Origin of the sequence: Streptomyces sp. ADI96-02, from assembly GCF_003846185.1 — a bacterium.
In the GTDB taxonomy this organism is placed as follows: Bacteria; Actinomycetota; Actinomycetes; order Streptomycetales; family Streptomycetaceae; genus Streptomyces.
In genome coordinates this window covers 3055129-3069149 of sequence record NZ_ML123034.1, presented here as the reverse complement: position 1 = coordinate 3069149, position 14021 = coordinate 3055129, and the positions used below count along the sequence as shown (strand labels likewise).

Genomic DNA, 14021 nt, shown 5'->3' with positions numbered 1-14021 from the left:
CCAGATCTACTAAGCAGTAACTTAATTGGTCTGTGCTGACACTATCCACTTATTCCGTGACGCTGTAGCCGGGCAAGCGGTGATCTGTGTCGCTCAGGTGTGCCTTGGTGCGGCGGGTGGCCCTTCCCAGCGCCGCCCGCAGCGGATTGCGTACCGCCTCGGCCAGGATGACCAGGTCGAGGACCACTCCATGGTCCTCCGCGTAGTGCCGGTCCAGCAGGGCGGGGTCGTCCCACGGCATGCCGGAACGGGCGCGGACCTGCGCCAGGCCGGTCAGTCCGGGGCGCAGCTCCTGCCGCCACTGCCGGGAGCCGGGGCCCGCCGCCCGTGGATCGCCCGGTGCCAGCGGGGCCGGGCCGACCAGGGACAGCTCGCCGCGCAGGACGTGGGGGAGCCGGGAGAGCAGGTCGAGGCGGAGGCGCCGGGTGCGCAGGGAGCGCAGCTCGAAGACGTGTCCGTGCAGGCCGGCGCGGGGGCCGCGGTCCCATGCGCCGCCCGGGAGCCGGCGGGCCGCGAGGGCCGCCAGGCCGACGGCGAGCGCGGGGGCGGCGAGGGCGAGCAGGGCGGTTCCGAGAAAGAGGTCCAGCGTCCGTTTGACGGTCAGGTGTGCGGTGAGGCGCTGTACGGGACGCGTCGCGCGGTCCGCCAGGTCGGCGAGGCGGGCCGTGGGCCGGGACGGGAAGCCGGCCGAGCTCGTCGCGGTCGGCGCGGTGTACGGGCGGCGAGGGCGGTGCGGGCGGCGCGGCCCGGAGTGCGGCGCGCGGGGTCGTCCGTACGCCGCGGGCCCCGCGCGGCGCGTCGCGCCCCGCGTCCTGCCCCGCGCCACGCCGTGGGCCGTGCTCTGTGCCGCGTCCTGCCTCGCGTCGTGCATCGCGCCCGCCCGGGTCCGAGGTCCGATGGTGCGCCGATCGACGGTGGTAATGACCGTCTCGCGGCATTTTGTGACAGAACAATCCCACGGTGGGATGGTGGGACGGGGGGTTGTGCGGAGGTGTCGCGCGTGGCGGGGTGCGCGCCCGCTGGTGCCGGTCGGCCGGGAGAGTTCCCGGTGGCGTAAGGGCTGAGCACTTAAGTTGAGCGTGCCCGACTCAGGTCTGTTGACTCTGGGGCGGGTGTCGTGCATTCTTGAGTCAGATCCACTCAAGTAGTCAGTTGGAGGAATCGAAATGGCACGTGCGGTCGGCATCGACCTGGGCACGACTAACTCCGTCGTCAGCGTTCTCGAAGGCGGCGAGCCCACCGTCATCACCAACGCCGAAGGCGCCAGGACCACGCCGTCCGTCGTCGCCTTCGCCAAGAACGGCGAGGTGCTCGTCGGCGAGGTCGCCAAGCGCCAGGCGGTCACCAACGTCGACAGGACCATCCGGTCGGTCAAGCGCCACATGGGCACCGACTGGAAGATCGACCTGGACGGCAAGAGCTTCAACCCGCAGCAGATGAGCGCCTTCATCCTGCAGAAGCTGAAGCGCGACGCCGAGTCCTACCTGGGCGAGAAGGTGACCGACGCGGTCATCACCGTCCCGGCGTACTTCAACGACTCCGAGCGCCAGGCGACCAAGGAGGCCGGCGAGATCGCGGGCCTGAACGTCCTGCGCATCGTCAACGAGCCGACGGCCGCCGCCCTGGCGTACGGGCTCGACAAGGACGACCAGACGATCCTCGTCTTCGACCTCGGCGGCGGCACCTTCGACGTGTCGCTCCTGGAGATCGGCGACGGCGTCGTCGAGGTGAAGGCCACCAACGGCGACAACCACCTCGGTGGCGACGACTGGGACCAGCGCGTCGTCGACTACCTGGTGAAGCAGTTCGCCAACGGGCACGGCGTGGACCTGTCCAAGGACAAGATGGCTCTCCAGCGTCTCCGCGAAGCCGCGGAGAAGGCGAAGATCGAGCTCTCGTCCTCGACCGAGACCACGATCAACCTGCCCTACATCACGGCGTCCGCCGAGGGCCCGCTGCACCTGGACGAGAAGCTCACGCGCTCGCAGTTCCAGCAGCTGACCGCGGACCTCCTGGACCGCTGCAAGACCCCGTTCCACAACGTCATCAAGGACGCGGGCATCCAGCTCTCCGAGATCGACCACGTCGTTCTCGTCGGCGGCTCCACCCGCATGCCGGCCGTCGCCGAGCTCGTCAAGGAGCTGACCGGCGGCCAGGACGCCAACAAGGGCGTGAACCCGGACGAGGTCGTCGCCATCGGCGCCTCGCTCCAGGCCGGTGTCCTCAAGGGCGAGGTCAAGGACGTCCTGCTGCTCGACGTCACGCCGCTCTCCCTCGGCATCGAGACCAAGGGAGGGATCATGACGAAGCTCATCGAGCGCAACACCACGATCCCGACCAAGCGCTCCGAGATCTTCACGACGGCCGAGGACAACCAGCCGTCCGTCCAGATCCAGGTCTACCAGGGCGAGCGCGAGATCGCGGCGTACAACAAGAAGCTCGGGATGTTCGAGCTGACCGGTCTGCCGCCGGCCCCGCGCGGCGTGCCGCAGATCGAGGTCGCGTTCGACATCGACGCCAACGGCATCATGCACGTCGCCGCCAAGGACCTCGGCACCGGCAAGGAGCAGAAGATGACCGTCACCGGCGGCTCCTCGCTGCCGAAGGACGAGGTCAACCGGATGCGCGAAGAGGCCGAGAAGTACGCCGAGGAGGACCACGCCCGCCGCGAGGCCGCCGAGTCGCGCAACCAGGGCGAGCAGCTCGTCTACCAGACGGAGAAGTTCCTCAAGGACAACGAGGACAAGGTCCCCGGTGACGTGAAGACGGAGGTGGAGACCGCCGTCGGCGAGCTGAAGGAGAAGCTCAAGGGCGAGGACACCGCCGAGATCCGCACCGCCACCGAGAAGGTCGCGGCCGTCTCCCAGAAGCTGGGCCAGGCGATGTACGCCAACGCCCAGGCCGAGGGTGCGACCCCGGGCGCCGAGGCCCCTGGCGACGGCCAGGCCAAGGCCGATGACGACGTCGTCGACGCCGAGATCGTGGACGACGAGAAGGACACCAAGGGCGGTGCGGCGTGACCGAGGAGACTCCGGGCTTCGAGGAGAAGCCCGACGTCCCCTCCGGCGCCACCCCTGATGACGCCGAACCGAAGGCTGCCGCTCCCTCCGAGGAGGAGGCGGCGGCCCCGGCCGGGGACACCGATCCGACCGTCGGCCTGACGGCCCAGCTGGACCAGGCGCGCACCGCGCTCAACGAGCGCACCGCGGACCTCCAGCGGCTCCAGGCCGAGTACCAGAACTACCGCCGCCGCGTGGAGCGCGACCGGGTCACGGTCAAGGAGGTCGCCGTCGCGAACCTCCTGTCCGAGCTGCTGCCGGTGCTCGACGACGTCGGCCGCGCCCGGGAGCACGGGGAGCTGGTCGGCGGCTTCAAGTCGGTGGCCGAATCCATGGAGACGATCGTCGCGAAGCTGGGCCTCCAGCAGTTCGGCAAGGAGGGCGAGCCCTTCGACCCGACGATCCACGAGGCCCTGATGCACAGCTACGCGCCGGACGTCACCGAGACGACCTGCGTGGCGATCCTTCAGCCGGGGTATCGCATCGGCGAGCGCACCATCCGCCCCGCGCGGGTGGCCGTCGCCGAGCCGCAGCCGGGCGCCACGCCCGCCGCGGCCAAGGAAGAGCAGGCAGACGACGAGGAGAGCGGTGGCACCGAGGAGGTCTGACATCACGTCTGACCACCGCGGTGCGCACCGACCGGCCCGGCGGCCGGCCCACGGGCCGGCCGCTCGGCCGATCGTCCGGAAGGAGGGACGTCGATGAGCACGAAGGACTTCGTCGAGAAGGACTACTACAAGGTCCTCGGCGTTCCGAAGGACGCCACCGACGCCGAGATCAAGAAGGCGTACCGCAAGCTCGCCCGGGAGTTCCACCCCGACGCCAACAAGGGCGACGCCAAGGCGGAGGAGCGCTTCAAGGAGATCTCCGAGGCGAACGACGTCCTCGGCGACGCCAAGCGGCGCAAGGAGTACGACGAGGCGCGCGCCCTGTTCGGCAACGGCGGCTTCCGCGCCGGTCCCGGTGGTGCGGGCGGCAACTTCAACTTCGACCTGGGCGACCTCTTCGGCGGCGCCGGGGGCGGTCAGCCCGGTGGCCAGGGCGGCGGGTTCGGCGGCGGAGGCGGTCTCGGCGACGTCTTCGGCGGCCTGTTCAACCGCGGCGGCGCGGGCACCCGGGTGCAGCCGCGGCGCGGCCAGGACATCGAGTCCGAGGTGACGCTCAGCTTCACCGAGGCGGTCGACGGGGCCACGGTCCCGCTGCGGATGTCCAGCCAGGCGCCCTGCAAGGCGTGCTCCGGCACCGGCGACAAGAACGGCACCCCCCGGGTCTGCCCGACCTGCGTCGGCACCGGCCAGGTCTCGCGCGGCAGCGGCGGCGGCTTCTCGCTCACCGACCCGTGCGTCGACTGCAAGGGCCGGGGCCTCATCGCCCAGGACCCGTGCGAGGTGTGCAAGGGCAGCGGCCGGGCGAAGTCGGCCCGCACGATGCAGGTCAGGATCCCGGCGGGCGTCTCCGACGCCCAGCGGATCCGGCTGCGCGGCAAGGGCGGTCCGGGCGAGCGCGGCGGCCCGGCCGGCGACCTCTACGTCGTCGTCCACGTCGGCTCCCACCCGGTCTTCGGCCGCAGAGGCGACAACCTCACCGTCACCGTGCCGGTCACCTTCCCGGAGGCCACGCTCGGCGGCGAGGTGAAGGTGCCCACCCTCGGCGGTCCCGCCGTCACGCTGAAACTGCCCCCGGGCACCCCCAACGGCCGTACGATGCGGGCCCGGGGCAAGGGCGCGGTGCGCAAGGACGGCACCCGCGGCGACCTCCTGGTCACCGTGGAGGTCGCGGTCCCGACCGACCTCGGCCAGGAGGCCAAGGACGCGCTGGAGACCTTCCGGAAGGCGACCGCGGACGAGGACCCGCGGGCGGAACTGTTCCAGGCTGCGAAGGGAGCTTGAGATGGACGGCCGTCGACGCAATCCGTACCAGCTGACCGATGAATCGCCGGTCTACGTCATCTCGATCGCGGCCCAGCTCTCGGGCCTGCACCCGCAGACACTGCGCCAGTACGACCGTCTCGGCCTGGTCTCCCCCGACCGTACGGCCGGGCGCGGCCGGCGGTACTCGGCCCGCGACATCGAGCTGCTGCGCACCGTGCAGCAGCTGTCGCAGGACGAGGGCATCAACCTGGCGGGCATCAAGCGGATCATCGAGCTGGAGAACCAGGTAGCCGCCCTCCAGCAGCGCGTCGCCGAGCTGTCGGCGGCGGTGGACGGCGCGGCGGTCGCGATGCAGCAGCGCGAGGCCCAGGTGCACGCCTCCTACCGGCGCGACCTGGTGCCCTATCAGGACGTGCAGCAGACCAGCGCGCTGGTGGTCTGGCGGCCCAAGCCGAAGCGGCCCGCGGAGTAGGCGGGACGCGGAGCAGGCGGGACGCGCGACGCACGAACGGCCGGGCCGGAAGAGCGGGATCTCTTCCGGCCCGGCCGTTCGCGTACCCGGTTCCGGCCGTGTTCGTGCGCAGGCTTCCGGCCGTTCGCGTGCCTGGCCCGGACGGTGCGGCGGTGGCACCAAGTGGCCGGAAAGGTGCAGCAAGTTGACAGCGCCGCACCACCGGCCGCGCATGTGCCGCTGGCAAGCTGATGGGCGTCGGCGAGGGAAGCCGGCGACGCAAGCGACGTACGGGGAGGAAGACATGGGCGTCTGCGCGTTCACCAGGAGGATGGTCGGGGCCGGGGGGCTGGTCGTGGGGCTGGTCGTCGGAGTCGGGGCCGTGCCGGCCCAGGCCGGTACGCGGGCGGTGGCGGAGGCGGGCGCGGACGCGCCGGCCCGTACCGGTTCGGGCACTGGCTCCGGCACCGGTTCCGGCACCGGGGCGCTCTCGGAGGGGCCGGCGGGGCAGGCGCGGCCGGGGCCGGACCCGGAGGCGGTCTCGGACGTGTCCGCGTCGGTCGCCCGGTTCCTGTGCGGCGTACGGCTGCCGAACCCGCTGGAACCGTTCATGGGCAAGGTGCGGTGCGTCAACGGCTGGCAGTAGAGGACCCGGCGGCCGACGCGGTCGAGGTCGCGGTGGTCCGGGCCGCCGTGACCGCCGCGCCCGCCGGGATCGCGGTCCTGCGGCTCATCGGGATGCTGCCCGCGCACTGGGTCTGCGGGCAGCGCATCGAGGAGGACCGCATCACCCTGCGGGTGCGCGGCGGCGACGGGCCCGAGGTGCGCGGTCGCTGCGGCGCGGTCCTGCGGGACCGGGCGCTGGAGGGCTGGGCGCTGGAGACCCCGGAGCCGGCCGACCGTCCGCCGCCGGGTGACCGCGCCGCCGGGACCGGGGCCGGGGCCGGAGACGGGGCCGAGGACGGGGCCGGGGGCGAACCGGCGGAGCCCTGAGCGGGCTTCGGGGCACCGGGGTCCGGGAGGCAAGCGGACGCCCGCCGGGGCGGACGAGTGCCTGCGGAGGTGGACGAGCGCCGGCGGACGCCGACCGGCGCTCACGCGCGTCGGCCCGGTCGGGCGTCTCAGATCCAGCCCTTCTCGTGCGCCAGCAGCGCCGCGTGGGGGCGGCTCGCCGCGCCCAGGATGCGCAGGACGTCGGCGACATGGCGGCGGTACGTCCGTACCGAGATGTCCAGGTTGCGGGCTCCGGTCTCGTCCTTCGCGACGCGGCACATCTCCTCCAGGACGCGCTGCTCCATCTCCGAGAGCACGTCCGTGGGGGCGGGGTGGGTGTCGATGAGGGCGGAGAGGTCCGTGGACTCGGTCCAGATCTTCTCGAAGAGGGCCAGGATGTTGGAGACCAGCCCGGCCTGCTGGGTGACCAGCGCGCCGCGCGAGGTGTCCGAGGGGTCGACGGGCACCAGGGCCGTCCTGCGGTCGTACACCAGGATGCGTTCGGAGAGGCTGTCCGCCGCCCGTATCGAGGCTCCCTGCGCGGTGAGTTCGCGCAGATAGGCCACGGTGGGCGGGTGGTCGAGGGCTTCTCGCAGCACCACGCTGCGGATCTGCACGCCCCGGCGCAGGCACCGGGTGTCCAGCGGGCGGGCGTGCGCGATGTTCTCGGGGGTGAGGGCGGTGTACGGCTCGACGGAGAGGATCTCCTGCCGGGCGAAGAAGGCCAGGTCGTCGATCCGGTCGCGGATCTGCCGGAGGACTTCGAGCCGTTCCACGCCCTGCGAGGCGAGCGGCCCGGCCTGCCGTTCGGCGGTCAGCTCGGCGACGAGGCGCCGGGACCCGGTGACCTGGCGGAGCTGTTCGTGGAGTTCGCGCAGCCGCATCTCGGTGAGCCGGTCGACGGCCGTCTCCGGATCGGCCGCCGAGACGCCGCCGCCGTCGCCGCTCCGCAGGAGGCTGAGCTCGCCGAGCCGGTCGAGCGCCCTCTCGACGTCGTCGCGCGGGCTGTGCAGGAGGACGTCGATGTCCTCGGTACTGGTCCCGGGGTTGCGCAGGAAGTGCCGGTAGACGCGCTCCTCCGTGCCATCGAGACCGAGTATGGACAGAATCCCGCCATTCACTGCTGCCGCCCCCCGCGTGCCGCACCGACAACCGACGGCGCACGGGCATGGGTCAGATGCGGCGCGACCGTCGAACTGATGAAGGAGAGGGTAATCCAAAGGTAAAGCAGCAGGTAAGGGCTGTCCCGTAACGGGACAGCCCTGAGTCCCGGCCGGCCGCGTGACGGGGCCCGGGACGGGGGACGGAGGACGATCAGATGGAGGAAACCGCTGTGATATCGATGACCGAACGACCCGTACTGGATTTCGCCATGCTCACGGAGCGTGAGTTGGAGGTTCTGGTACTGCTGGCGAGCGGCGAACAGAACCGCTGGCTGGCGAGAAGACTGGGGATCGCGGAACGCACGGTCCGCGCGCACACGACCAGCATCGTGCGGAAACTGAACCTGAAGTCGCGGTTCGAGGCGGCGATCGTCTCGCACCTGTACGCGGAGGACATCAGGGGCCTGCGTCCCTGACCTCTCCCGCCCGGCCGCCCGATCCGGGCGGGAGCCCAAGTCCCCTGCGGGAAGCGGTACTTCCGCAGGGGACTTCTCGCGCTGCGGTGCTCACGCGTACGCCCCGGTGGGCGGGAGCCGTTACGGCAGGGCCGCGCTGACCGCGTCGACCGCCATCATCCACATCGGCTGGCCGCCGGTCCCGAACGCCGCGGACAGCGCGTAGCCGATCGCCGCGTCCAGCGGCTCGACGGATACGCCCTCCTGCCACTCGGCTATCACCCGCCGGTCGCCGTCGGAGGAGAAGTCCCCGAGGTGCTTCCCGTCGCGGGTCAGCCGGCTGGTCGGGATGGAGTCGGGCACCAGACGGTAGGACGTGCCCGCGTACGTCACGTCGACCCGGTAACTCTGGCGTCGGAGCTTGCCCTTGGCCGGGGTGATCGTGGCGGCGTCCCCGTCCACCGTGAGGGTGAGGTGCTGCGGGTCGCGGGTGCCGATGACGATGTGGTCGTCGACCTCGGCCCCGGGTGCGCGGACCAGGGTGATGGTGGGAATCCGTTCGCCGCTGACGACGAGCGTCTCGCGCTGGTCGCCGAGGAGTTCCACGGCGATCTCCCCGTAGTGGTCGTCCTCGGTGGCGGCGGGCAGGGGCGTGATGTCGGTCATCTGGATCCTTGAATCCTTCGGTCGTGCCGGGGGTGTTCAGTTCGGTCAGGACTGACGCACTGGGATTCTCGCAGGGTGCGGCAGCGGGGTGGTCGCGTTCGGCGGGAGGGCCGGCCGGTGCCGACCGGGCGTCCGGACGTTCGGGCGTCCTGATGGATGGTCAGCCGGTCAACTGGGTGGCCGTGAGGTCCTGGTAGAGGGTGCTCCGGTCCAGCAGGTCCTCGTGCCGGCCGTGGTCGCTGACCCGGCCGCCCTCGAACAGGACCAACTGGTCGGCGGAGGTGACGGTGGAGAGCCGGTGCGCGATGAGCAGCACCGTGCACTCCCGAGCGGCCTCCTCCACCGTGCGGCGCAGGGCCATCTCGCTGAGCCCGTCGAGGTGCGCGGTGACTTCGTCGAGCAGCAGTACCTGCGGTTTGCGGAGCAACGCCCTTGCGATGGCGAGGCGTTGGCGTTCACCACCGGACAGGGCGAGGCCGCGTGAGCCGACGGCGGTGTCCAGCCCGTCCGGGAGCGAGGCGACGAAGCCGTCGAGCAGCGTCCGGCGCAGCACGTCCGCGATCGCCTCGTCGCTCGCGTCCGGCGCGGAGTACAGCAGGTTCTCCCGGAGGGTGCCCGCGAGCATCGGCGAGTCCTGCTCGACGTAGGCGATGCGGCGGCGCAGCTCGGCGCGGTTCAGCTCGCGGATGTCGGTGCCGTCCAGCAGGATGCGCCCGCCGTCGCTGTCGTAGAAGCGCTGGATCAGCGAGAAGACGGTGGTCTTGCCGGAGCCGGACGGCCCGACGAGCGCGGTGACCCGGCCGGCGGGCGCGGTGAACGCGGTACCGGTCAGGACCGGTGTGCGGCCCCGGTAGGCGAAGGTCACGTCCTCCACGGTGACGCTGGGCGGCGGCCCGGACGGCTCCGGCGGAGTGCCGTCCACGTCGTCCTCGGCCTCCATCGACCGCACCTCCTCGATGCGCTCCAGGGCCCCGAGTCCCTGCTGGAGGGCGGTGGTGCCGCCGACGAGGGAGAGGACCGGGCCGCCCAGGTTGAACAGGTAGAGCAGGAAGCCGATCAGCGCGGCCAGTTCGAGGCTGCCCATGGCGACCAGCGCGCCGCCGAAGCCGATGACGGCCAGGAACGACGCCTGGACGATCAGCCCGGCGAGCACGGCGATCAGCGCCTGGTAGCGCGCGCCCTTGAGGCCGGCCCGGTAGGCGCGCTCGGCCGCTTGCGTCGCCCGTGCGGTCTCCTTCGCCTCGCCGCCGTTGGCCTTGACCGTACGGACGGCGCCGAGCGAGCGGTCGAGCGCGGCGCCGATCTTGCCGACGGAGGTCTGCGCCTCGGTGGTGACCCGCTTGACGCGCGGCATGACCACTCCCAGCGCGATGCCGACGACGACCAGGACGGCGGAGGTGATGCCGAGGAGCGGCAGGCTCACGATGCCCATCAGCACGATGGTGGCGATCAAGTGGATTCCGCCGTCGACGAGCTGGATGAGTCCACCGGTCGCGGCATGCTGCACGAGCGTGCTGTCGGAGGTGACACGGGTGGTGAGTCCGCCGGGCTCGGTGCGGTCCAACTCGGAGGTACGCAAGCGTATGAGACGAGCTATCAGCCCGCGCCGCACATGCAGCACGACCCGTTCCGCGGTGCGTTCGCCGAGCCAGGCCTGCACCCAGGTCAGCCCGATCGACGCGAGCAGCAGGCAGAGCAGCAGCAGGATGTCCTCGCGCAGGCTCTCGCCCGTCATGAGCTTCGCCAGGACCGACTGGATGACCAGCGGCTGGGCGAGGCCCGCGGCGCTGCCCATCAGCGTCAGGACCAGGACGAGTCCGAGGACGCCGCGGTGCGGTCGCGCGTACGAGAGCAGCGCACGCAGTGCGGGCCGCTCTGCCGGAGGCTGTTCTGCGTCAGGTGTGTTCACCCTCGTATTTCTATCCCCTCCTCCGTACGCGGGGAACTGTCTTTTGAGGCAATGCCGCAAGAGCCAATGGCGCGGATCGGACGGGCTGGGCCAGTATTCCAACCGTCCGCAACGGACACCGGGCATCGACAAGATGACTGGGCGTCAATTCCTTTCCAAACATGGAGACATCTCGCATGCAGAACGTCACGGAGAAGGACCTGTTCGACGGCTACACCGCCTACACCTCGGCGGAGGAGCTGGGCCTGCACGACGGCAAGGAGGCCGCGCCGGCGTTCAGCCCCACCATCCCGTGGGCCATCCGCGCCACGATCATCACCGCGCGTTCCTCGCAGCAGTGCGCCGCCGCCCTCGGCTCGCTCGCCGCGAAGACTGTCGAGAACAAGTGCTGACCAGGCTCCCTTCGCTGTGAGCCGCGGGGTCCGGCCGGAGTGCGCGCTCCGGCCGGACCCGGCCTTTGGCCTCGACCCGAGCGCGCACAGGAGGCGTCGTGGAGGAACAGCACGTCGTGGAGGAACGGCACGGAGACTTCGAGCGTGTCCTCGTCGTGGGGACGGGAGCGCTGGGCGTCGCCTTCCTGCCGTTCTGGATCAACTGGCTCGGGAACTCCTTTCCCGGCATGGAGCAGCGGTACGCGCTGACGCGTTCCGCCTGCCGATTCGTCTCGCGGGACGCGGTGGCCGTGCTGTCCGGGAAAGAGGTCTTCGTCGACGACTGGAAGGAATTCTCCGGCGTCGACGTCCCTCATGTGAGCCTTGCGGAATGGGCGGACCTGATACTCGTCCATCCCGCCACCCTGAATTTCGTGAGCCGTTTCGCGCTCGGCGTCGCCGACACCCCGTTGATGCTCGCGCTGCACTCCACGCGCGCCCTGGTGGGCGTGGCTCCGTCCCTGCCGCCGGGTGCGCCGGCGAACCCGGTCGTCCAGCGGCACCTGGCGGCGCTGCGGGAGCGTCCCGGTGTGGTGCTCGCGCCGACGATCCCGGCGCGGAGCGCGAGTACGGGCGAGGTGGCGGACGGCGGCTCGGCCCCGCTGAACGAGTTGTACGACCTGTGCGTCGAGCGCCGCAGGTCCGCCGGCGGGGAGCGGGCGTCATGAGCGAAGCGCTCGCCGCCGGTCGCTTCCCGGCCGGTCCCTGTGCCTCGCGACAGCCGGGCGCAGAGGAGGCGTTGGGGGAGTCGTTCCCGCTCGTCGCGGCCCACGGCACCGGTCTCCAGCTCACCCGCGTCCACCACGAGCCGGGCGGCGGCTTCCTGTGGTGGCACGGTCCGGGCCCCGGCCGCACCGGCCCCCTGCGCGCCCCCGGGCGACTGCTCGCCCGCGTGCCCGCCCCGGCGGCGGCGTCCGGGGCGGCCCTGCTGTCCACCGGGACGCCGTACGGCGACGGGCTGCTCCACCGCGCCGCCGGGTCCGCCTCGGCCGCCGCCTGGCTGCGCGACCCCCGGCCGCAGGCGGGCCGACTGGTCGCCCACGCACTGGTCGCCGCCGGCCGCGCCCTGCGCCTCCTGCACGACGTACCGCTGCCGCCCGATCTGGAGCCCGTCGACCTGCCGGGCGTGCGGCGGATGCGGGCCTGGGCCGCGGGGACGGGGCCGTCGGCTCCGGCGGCGGTCCGGCTGCGGCAGCGGGCGCGGGAGGTGTGGGGCCGTGCGCGGACGGCGCTGCTGCTCGACTGGGCGCACGACGCGCTGAGGCCCGCGGGCCCCGGGGACGTCGTCGCGCCGCTGCACGGCTGGGCCTCGGCCGGGGCGCTCGTGCCGCCCCGCACCAGGGGGCGGGTGGCGCTGCTGACCGGTGAGGACCTCGGCGTGGGACGCCGGGAACTGGACCTCGGCTGGATGCTGGGCGATCTCGTCGAACTGGCCTGGTCCTCACCGCTCTACGGGGGCGGACAGGGCCGCAGGTCCGGCACCGGCGACGGGCCGGACGCCGGGAGGGCGGACCCCCGGAGCGCCGGGCTGCCGTCGGCCGCCGCCCTCCAGGCGGTGTTCCTCCGCGCGTACGGCGACCCGGGCGCGGCGTCCGCCTCCGGCCCCGCGTACGACCCGGCGGCCGTCGGACGCTGCGCCGTGATCCGGGTCGTCACGCACATGCAGGACTTCGCCACCTACTGCGAGTGGAGCGACGAATTGCTCGACTACCTCGCGTTCACCGCCGAGTTGATCGATGAGGAGGGCCGCCGAGCGGTCCCCCGGGGAGTGTCATGACGACCACGACGAACGAAACGCCCGCGCTGATCAGATTCCGCCCCACCGGACTCGACGCGGCCCCCGAGGTGAACGCGCTGCTGGAGCGGCTGGGACTCGGCCCGTTCGTCCCGGACGGGCTGACCGCCTTCGGCGGCCGTAACGACAACTGGGCCGGCACGACCACCGGCGGCCAGCAGGTCTTCGTCAAGACGGTCGCCCGTGCGCCGGACGGCAGCCGGCCCGAGATCGACCGGGCCCTCGCCTTCGAGGCGGCGGCGGCCCGGCTCCCGGCCGGCTCCCCGCTCCGTACGCCCGAACACCTCGGCACCGACCGGGCCGCCGCCGTGAGCGCGTTCCGGCTGCTGCCCGGAGCCCGTTCGGGCTCCGAGGTCGCGCTCGACGGCGACTTCGACGACGGGCTGTGCGCGGCGGCGGGTCGCGCCGTCGCCACCCTGCACGCCCTGGACACGCCGACCGCTCTGGACACGCACGCTCTGGACACGCACGCTCTGGACACGCACGCCCTGGACACGCACGCCCTGGACACGCCGACCGCCCTGACCGCGCCCGCCATCGACACGGCGGAGGCCCCGCTGCCCCCGATGGGCTGGCTCCGCGCCTTCCCGTGGAGCGAGGTCCGGGACCGCAGCATGGCCCAGATCGCCGCGTGGAGACTGGTGCAGGACGATGTGGAGGTCGTGGCCGCGCTCCACGGGCTGCGGGAGCGGGAGCGTACGGCACCGCGCACGCCCGCCCACTGCGACCTGCGCTTCGACCAGTTCATCGTGCACGGCACGACGCTCCACCTCTGCGACTGGGAGGAGTTCAGACGCGCCGACCCGGCCCGCGACGTCGGCGCGTTCGTCGGCGAATGGCTCTTCCAGGCCGCCTACTCCGTCTTCGCGCCGACCGGCGAGGCCACCGCCGCCCAGGACACCGTCGCGCTCGGCTTCGACCTCACCCACCAGGAGATCGTGGAGCGCGGGGCCGCCGGACTGCGCCGCCACACCCCCCGGATCGCGGCCTTCTGGGCGGGCTACACCTCGTGCCGCACGCCCGACCCCGAACTCGCCGAGCGGGCCGTGGGGTTCGCCGGGTGGCACCTGTTCGACCGGCTCATCGCCACCGCACAGGCGCACGCCGTCCTCAGCCCCGTGGCGCGCGCCGCCGCCGGGATCGGGCGGACGCTGCTGCTGAACCCGGCCGGGGCCGTCGCCACCCTCCGCCTCACCTCGCCCGAACCCCGCCCCGGGAGCCCCCGATGACCCGCACCCGCACCCCGTCCCGCACCCCGAACCCCGCCCCGCCGTCCCCCGCCCCGAAC

15 protein-coding genes are annotated in these 14021 nt (G+C 72.4%); 11 read left to right on the top strand and 4 right to left on the bottom strand.

Translation table 11 applies throughout. The features are described 5' to 3' along the window. Nucleotides 1-49: 49 nt before the first annotated feature. Entirely contained in the window at nucleotides 50-649 is a 600-nt protein-coding gene (locus EES43_RS13325; RefSeq protein WP_241192642.1) for a sugar transferase, read from the bottom strand. A 517-nt stretch (nucleotides 650-1166) separates the two neighbouring features. On the opposite strand from EES43_RS13325, the gene dnaK reads away from it, so the two are divergent. From dnaK to EES43_RS13295, 6 genes are all read left to right on the top strand, one after another. After that, nucleotides 1167-3020: a molecular chaperone DnaK gene (dnaK, locus tag EES43_RS13320; RefSeq protein ID WP_124268928.1), complete on the top strand. Its 1854-nt coding sequence runs from the start codon at nucleotides 1167-1169 to the stop codon at nucleotides 3018-3020. Beyond that, a complete protein-coding gene (grpE, locus tag EES43_RS13315) occupies nucleotides 3017-3667 on the top strand; it encodes a nucleotide exchange factor GrpE (protein ID WP_124268927.1) in 651 nt (216 codons plus the stop codon). The genes dnaK and grpE overlap by 4 nt, the downstream gene beginning before the upstream one ends. Before the next feature lie 93 nt (nucleotides 3668-3760). After that, nucleotides 3761-4948 carry a molecular chaperone DnaJ gene (gene dnaJ, locus EES43_RS13310; RefSeq protein WP_124268926.1) on the top strand — a complete coding sequence of 396 codons (1188 nt, stop codon included), beginning with the start codon at nucleotides 3761-3763 and terminating at the stop codon, nucleotides 4946-4948. A 1-nt stretch (nucleotide 4949) separates the two neighbouring features. Continuing rightward, nucleotides 4950-5402 carry a heat shock protein transcriptional repressor HspR gene (locus tag EES43_RS13305; protein ID WP_124268925.1) on the top strand — a complete coding sequence of 151 codons (453 nt, stop codon included), beginning with the start codon at nucleotides 4950-4952 and terminating at the stop codon, nucleotides 5400-5402. A gap of 283 nt (nucleotides 5403-5685) precedes the next feature. Beyond that, nucleotides 5686-6027, top strand: a complete 342-nt coding sequence (locus EES43_RS13300; protein ID WP_124268924.1) for a hypothetical protein — start codon at nucleotides 5686-5688, stop codon at nucleotides 6025-6027. After that, complete coding sequence (locus tag EES43_RS13295; RefSeq protein ID WP_206430046.1) at nucleotides 6006-6374, top strand: hypothetical protein; 369 nt, start codon at nucleotides 6006-6008, stop codon at nucleotides 6372-6374. The genes EES43_RS13300 and EES43_RS13295 overlap by 22 nt, the downstream gene beginning before the upstream one ends. A 128-nt stretch (nucleotides 6375-6502) precedes the next feature. On the opposite strand, the gene EES43_RS13290 is transcribed toward EES43_RS13295, so the two are convergent. Further along, a complete protein-coding gene (locus tag EES43_RS13290; protein ID WP_124268923.1) occupies nucleotides 6503-7495 on the bottom strand; it encodes a helix-turn-helix domain-containing protein in 993 nt (330 codons plus the stop codon). Between the two features lie 221 nt (nucleotides 7496-7716). Here EES43_RS13290 and EES43_RS13285 point away from each other — a divergent pair, with 221 nt between their 5' ends. After that, nucleotides 7717-7953, top strand: coding sequence for a helix-turn-helix domain-containing protein (locus EES43_RS13285; RefSeq protein WP_241192641.1), 237 nt, complete (start codon nucleotides 7717-7719; stop codon nucleotides 7951-7953). Between the two features lie 120 nt (nucleotides 7954-8073). On the opposite strand, the gene EES43_RS13280 is transcribed toward EES43_RS13285, so the two are convergent. Continuing rightward, complete coding sequence (locus EES43_RS13280) at nucleotides 8074-8598, bottom strand: hypothetical protein (protein ID WP_124268921.1); 525 nt, start codon at nucleotides 8596-8598, stop codon at nucleotides 8074-8076. Nucleotides 8599-8758: 160 nt separating this feature from the next. Next, nucleotides 8759-10507 carry an ABC transporter ATP-binding protein gene (locus EES43_RS13275; RefSeq protein ID WP_124268920.1) on the bottom strand — a complete coding sequence of 583 codons (1749 nt, stop codon included), beginning with the start codon at nucleotides 10505-10507 and terminating at the stop codon, nucleotides 8759-8761. Nucleotides 10508-10683: 176 nt separating this feature from the next. On the opposite strand from EES43_RS13275, the gene lxmA reads away from it, so the two are divergent. The 4 genes from lxmA (at nucleotide 10684) to EES43_RS13255 (ending at nucleotide 13962) form a co-directional block, all read left to right on the top strand. After that, entirely contained in the window at nucleotides 10684-10899 is a 216-nt protein-coding gene (gene lxmA, locus EES43_RS13270; RefSeq protein ID WP_124268919.1) for a lexapeptide family class V lantibiotic, read from the top strand. A 98-nt stretch (nucleotides 10900-10997) separates the two neighbouring features. Further along, nucleotides 10998-11606 carry a peptide terminal cysteine decarboxylase LxmD gene (lxmD, locus tag EES43_RS13265; protein ID WP_277426057.1) on the top strand — a complete coding sequence of 203 codons (609 nt, stop codon included), beginning with the start codon at nucleotides 10998-11000 and terminating at the stop codon, nucleotides 11604-11606. Continuing rightward, nucleotides 11603-12715, top strand: coding sequence for a serine/threonine-protein kinase (locus EES43_RS13260; RefSeq protein WP_241192411.1), 1113 nt, complete (start codon nucleotides 11603-11605; stop codon nucleotides 12713-12715). Before lxmD ends, EES43_RS13260 begins: the two co-directional genes overlap by 4 nt. Then, nucleotides 12712-13962, top strand: a complete 1251-nt coding sequence (locus EES43_RS13255; RefSeq protein WP_124268918.1) for a hypothetical protein — start codon at nucleotides 12712-12714, stop codon at nucleotides 13960-13962. Before EES43_RS13260 ends, EES43_RS13255 begins: the two co-directional genes overlap by 4 nt. The last annotated feature ends 59 nt before the right edge of the window (nucleotides 13963-14021 follow it).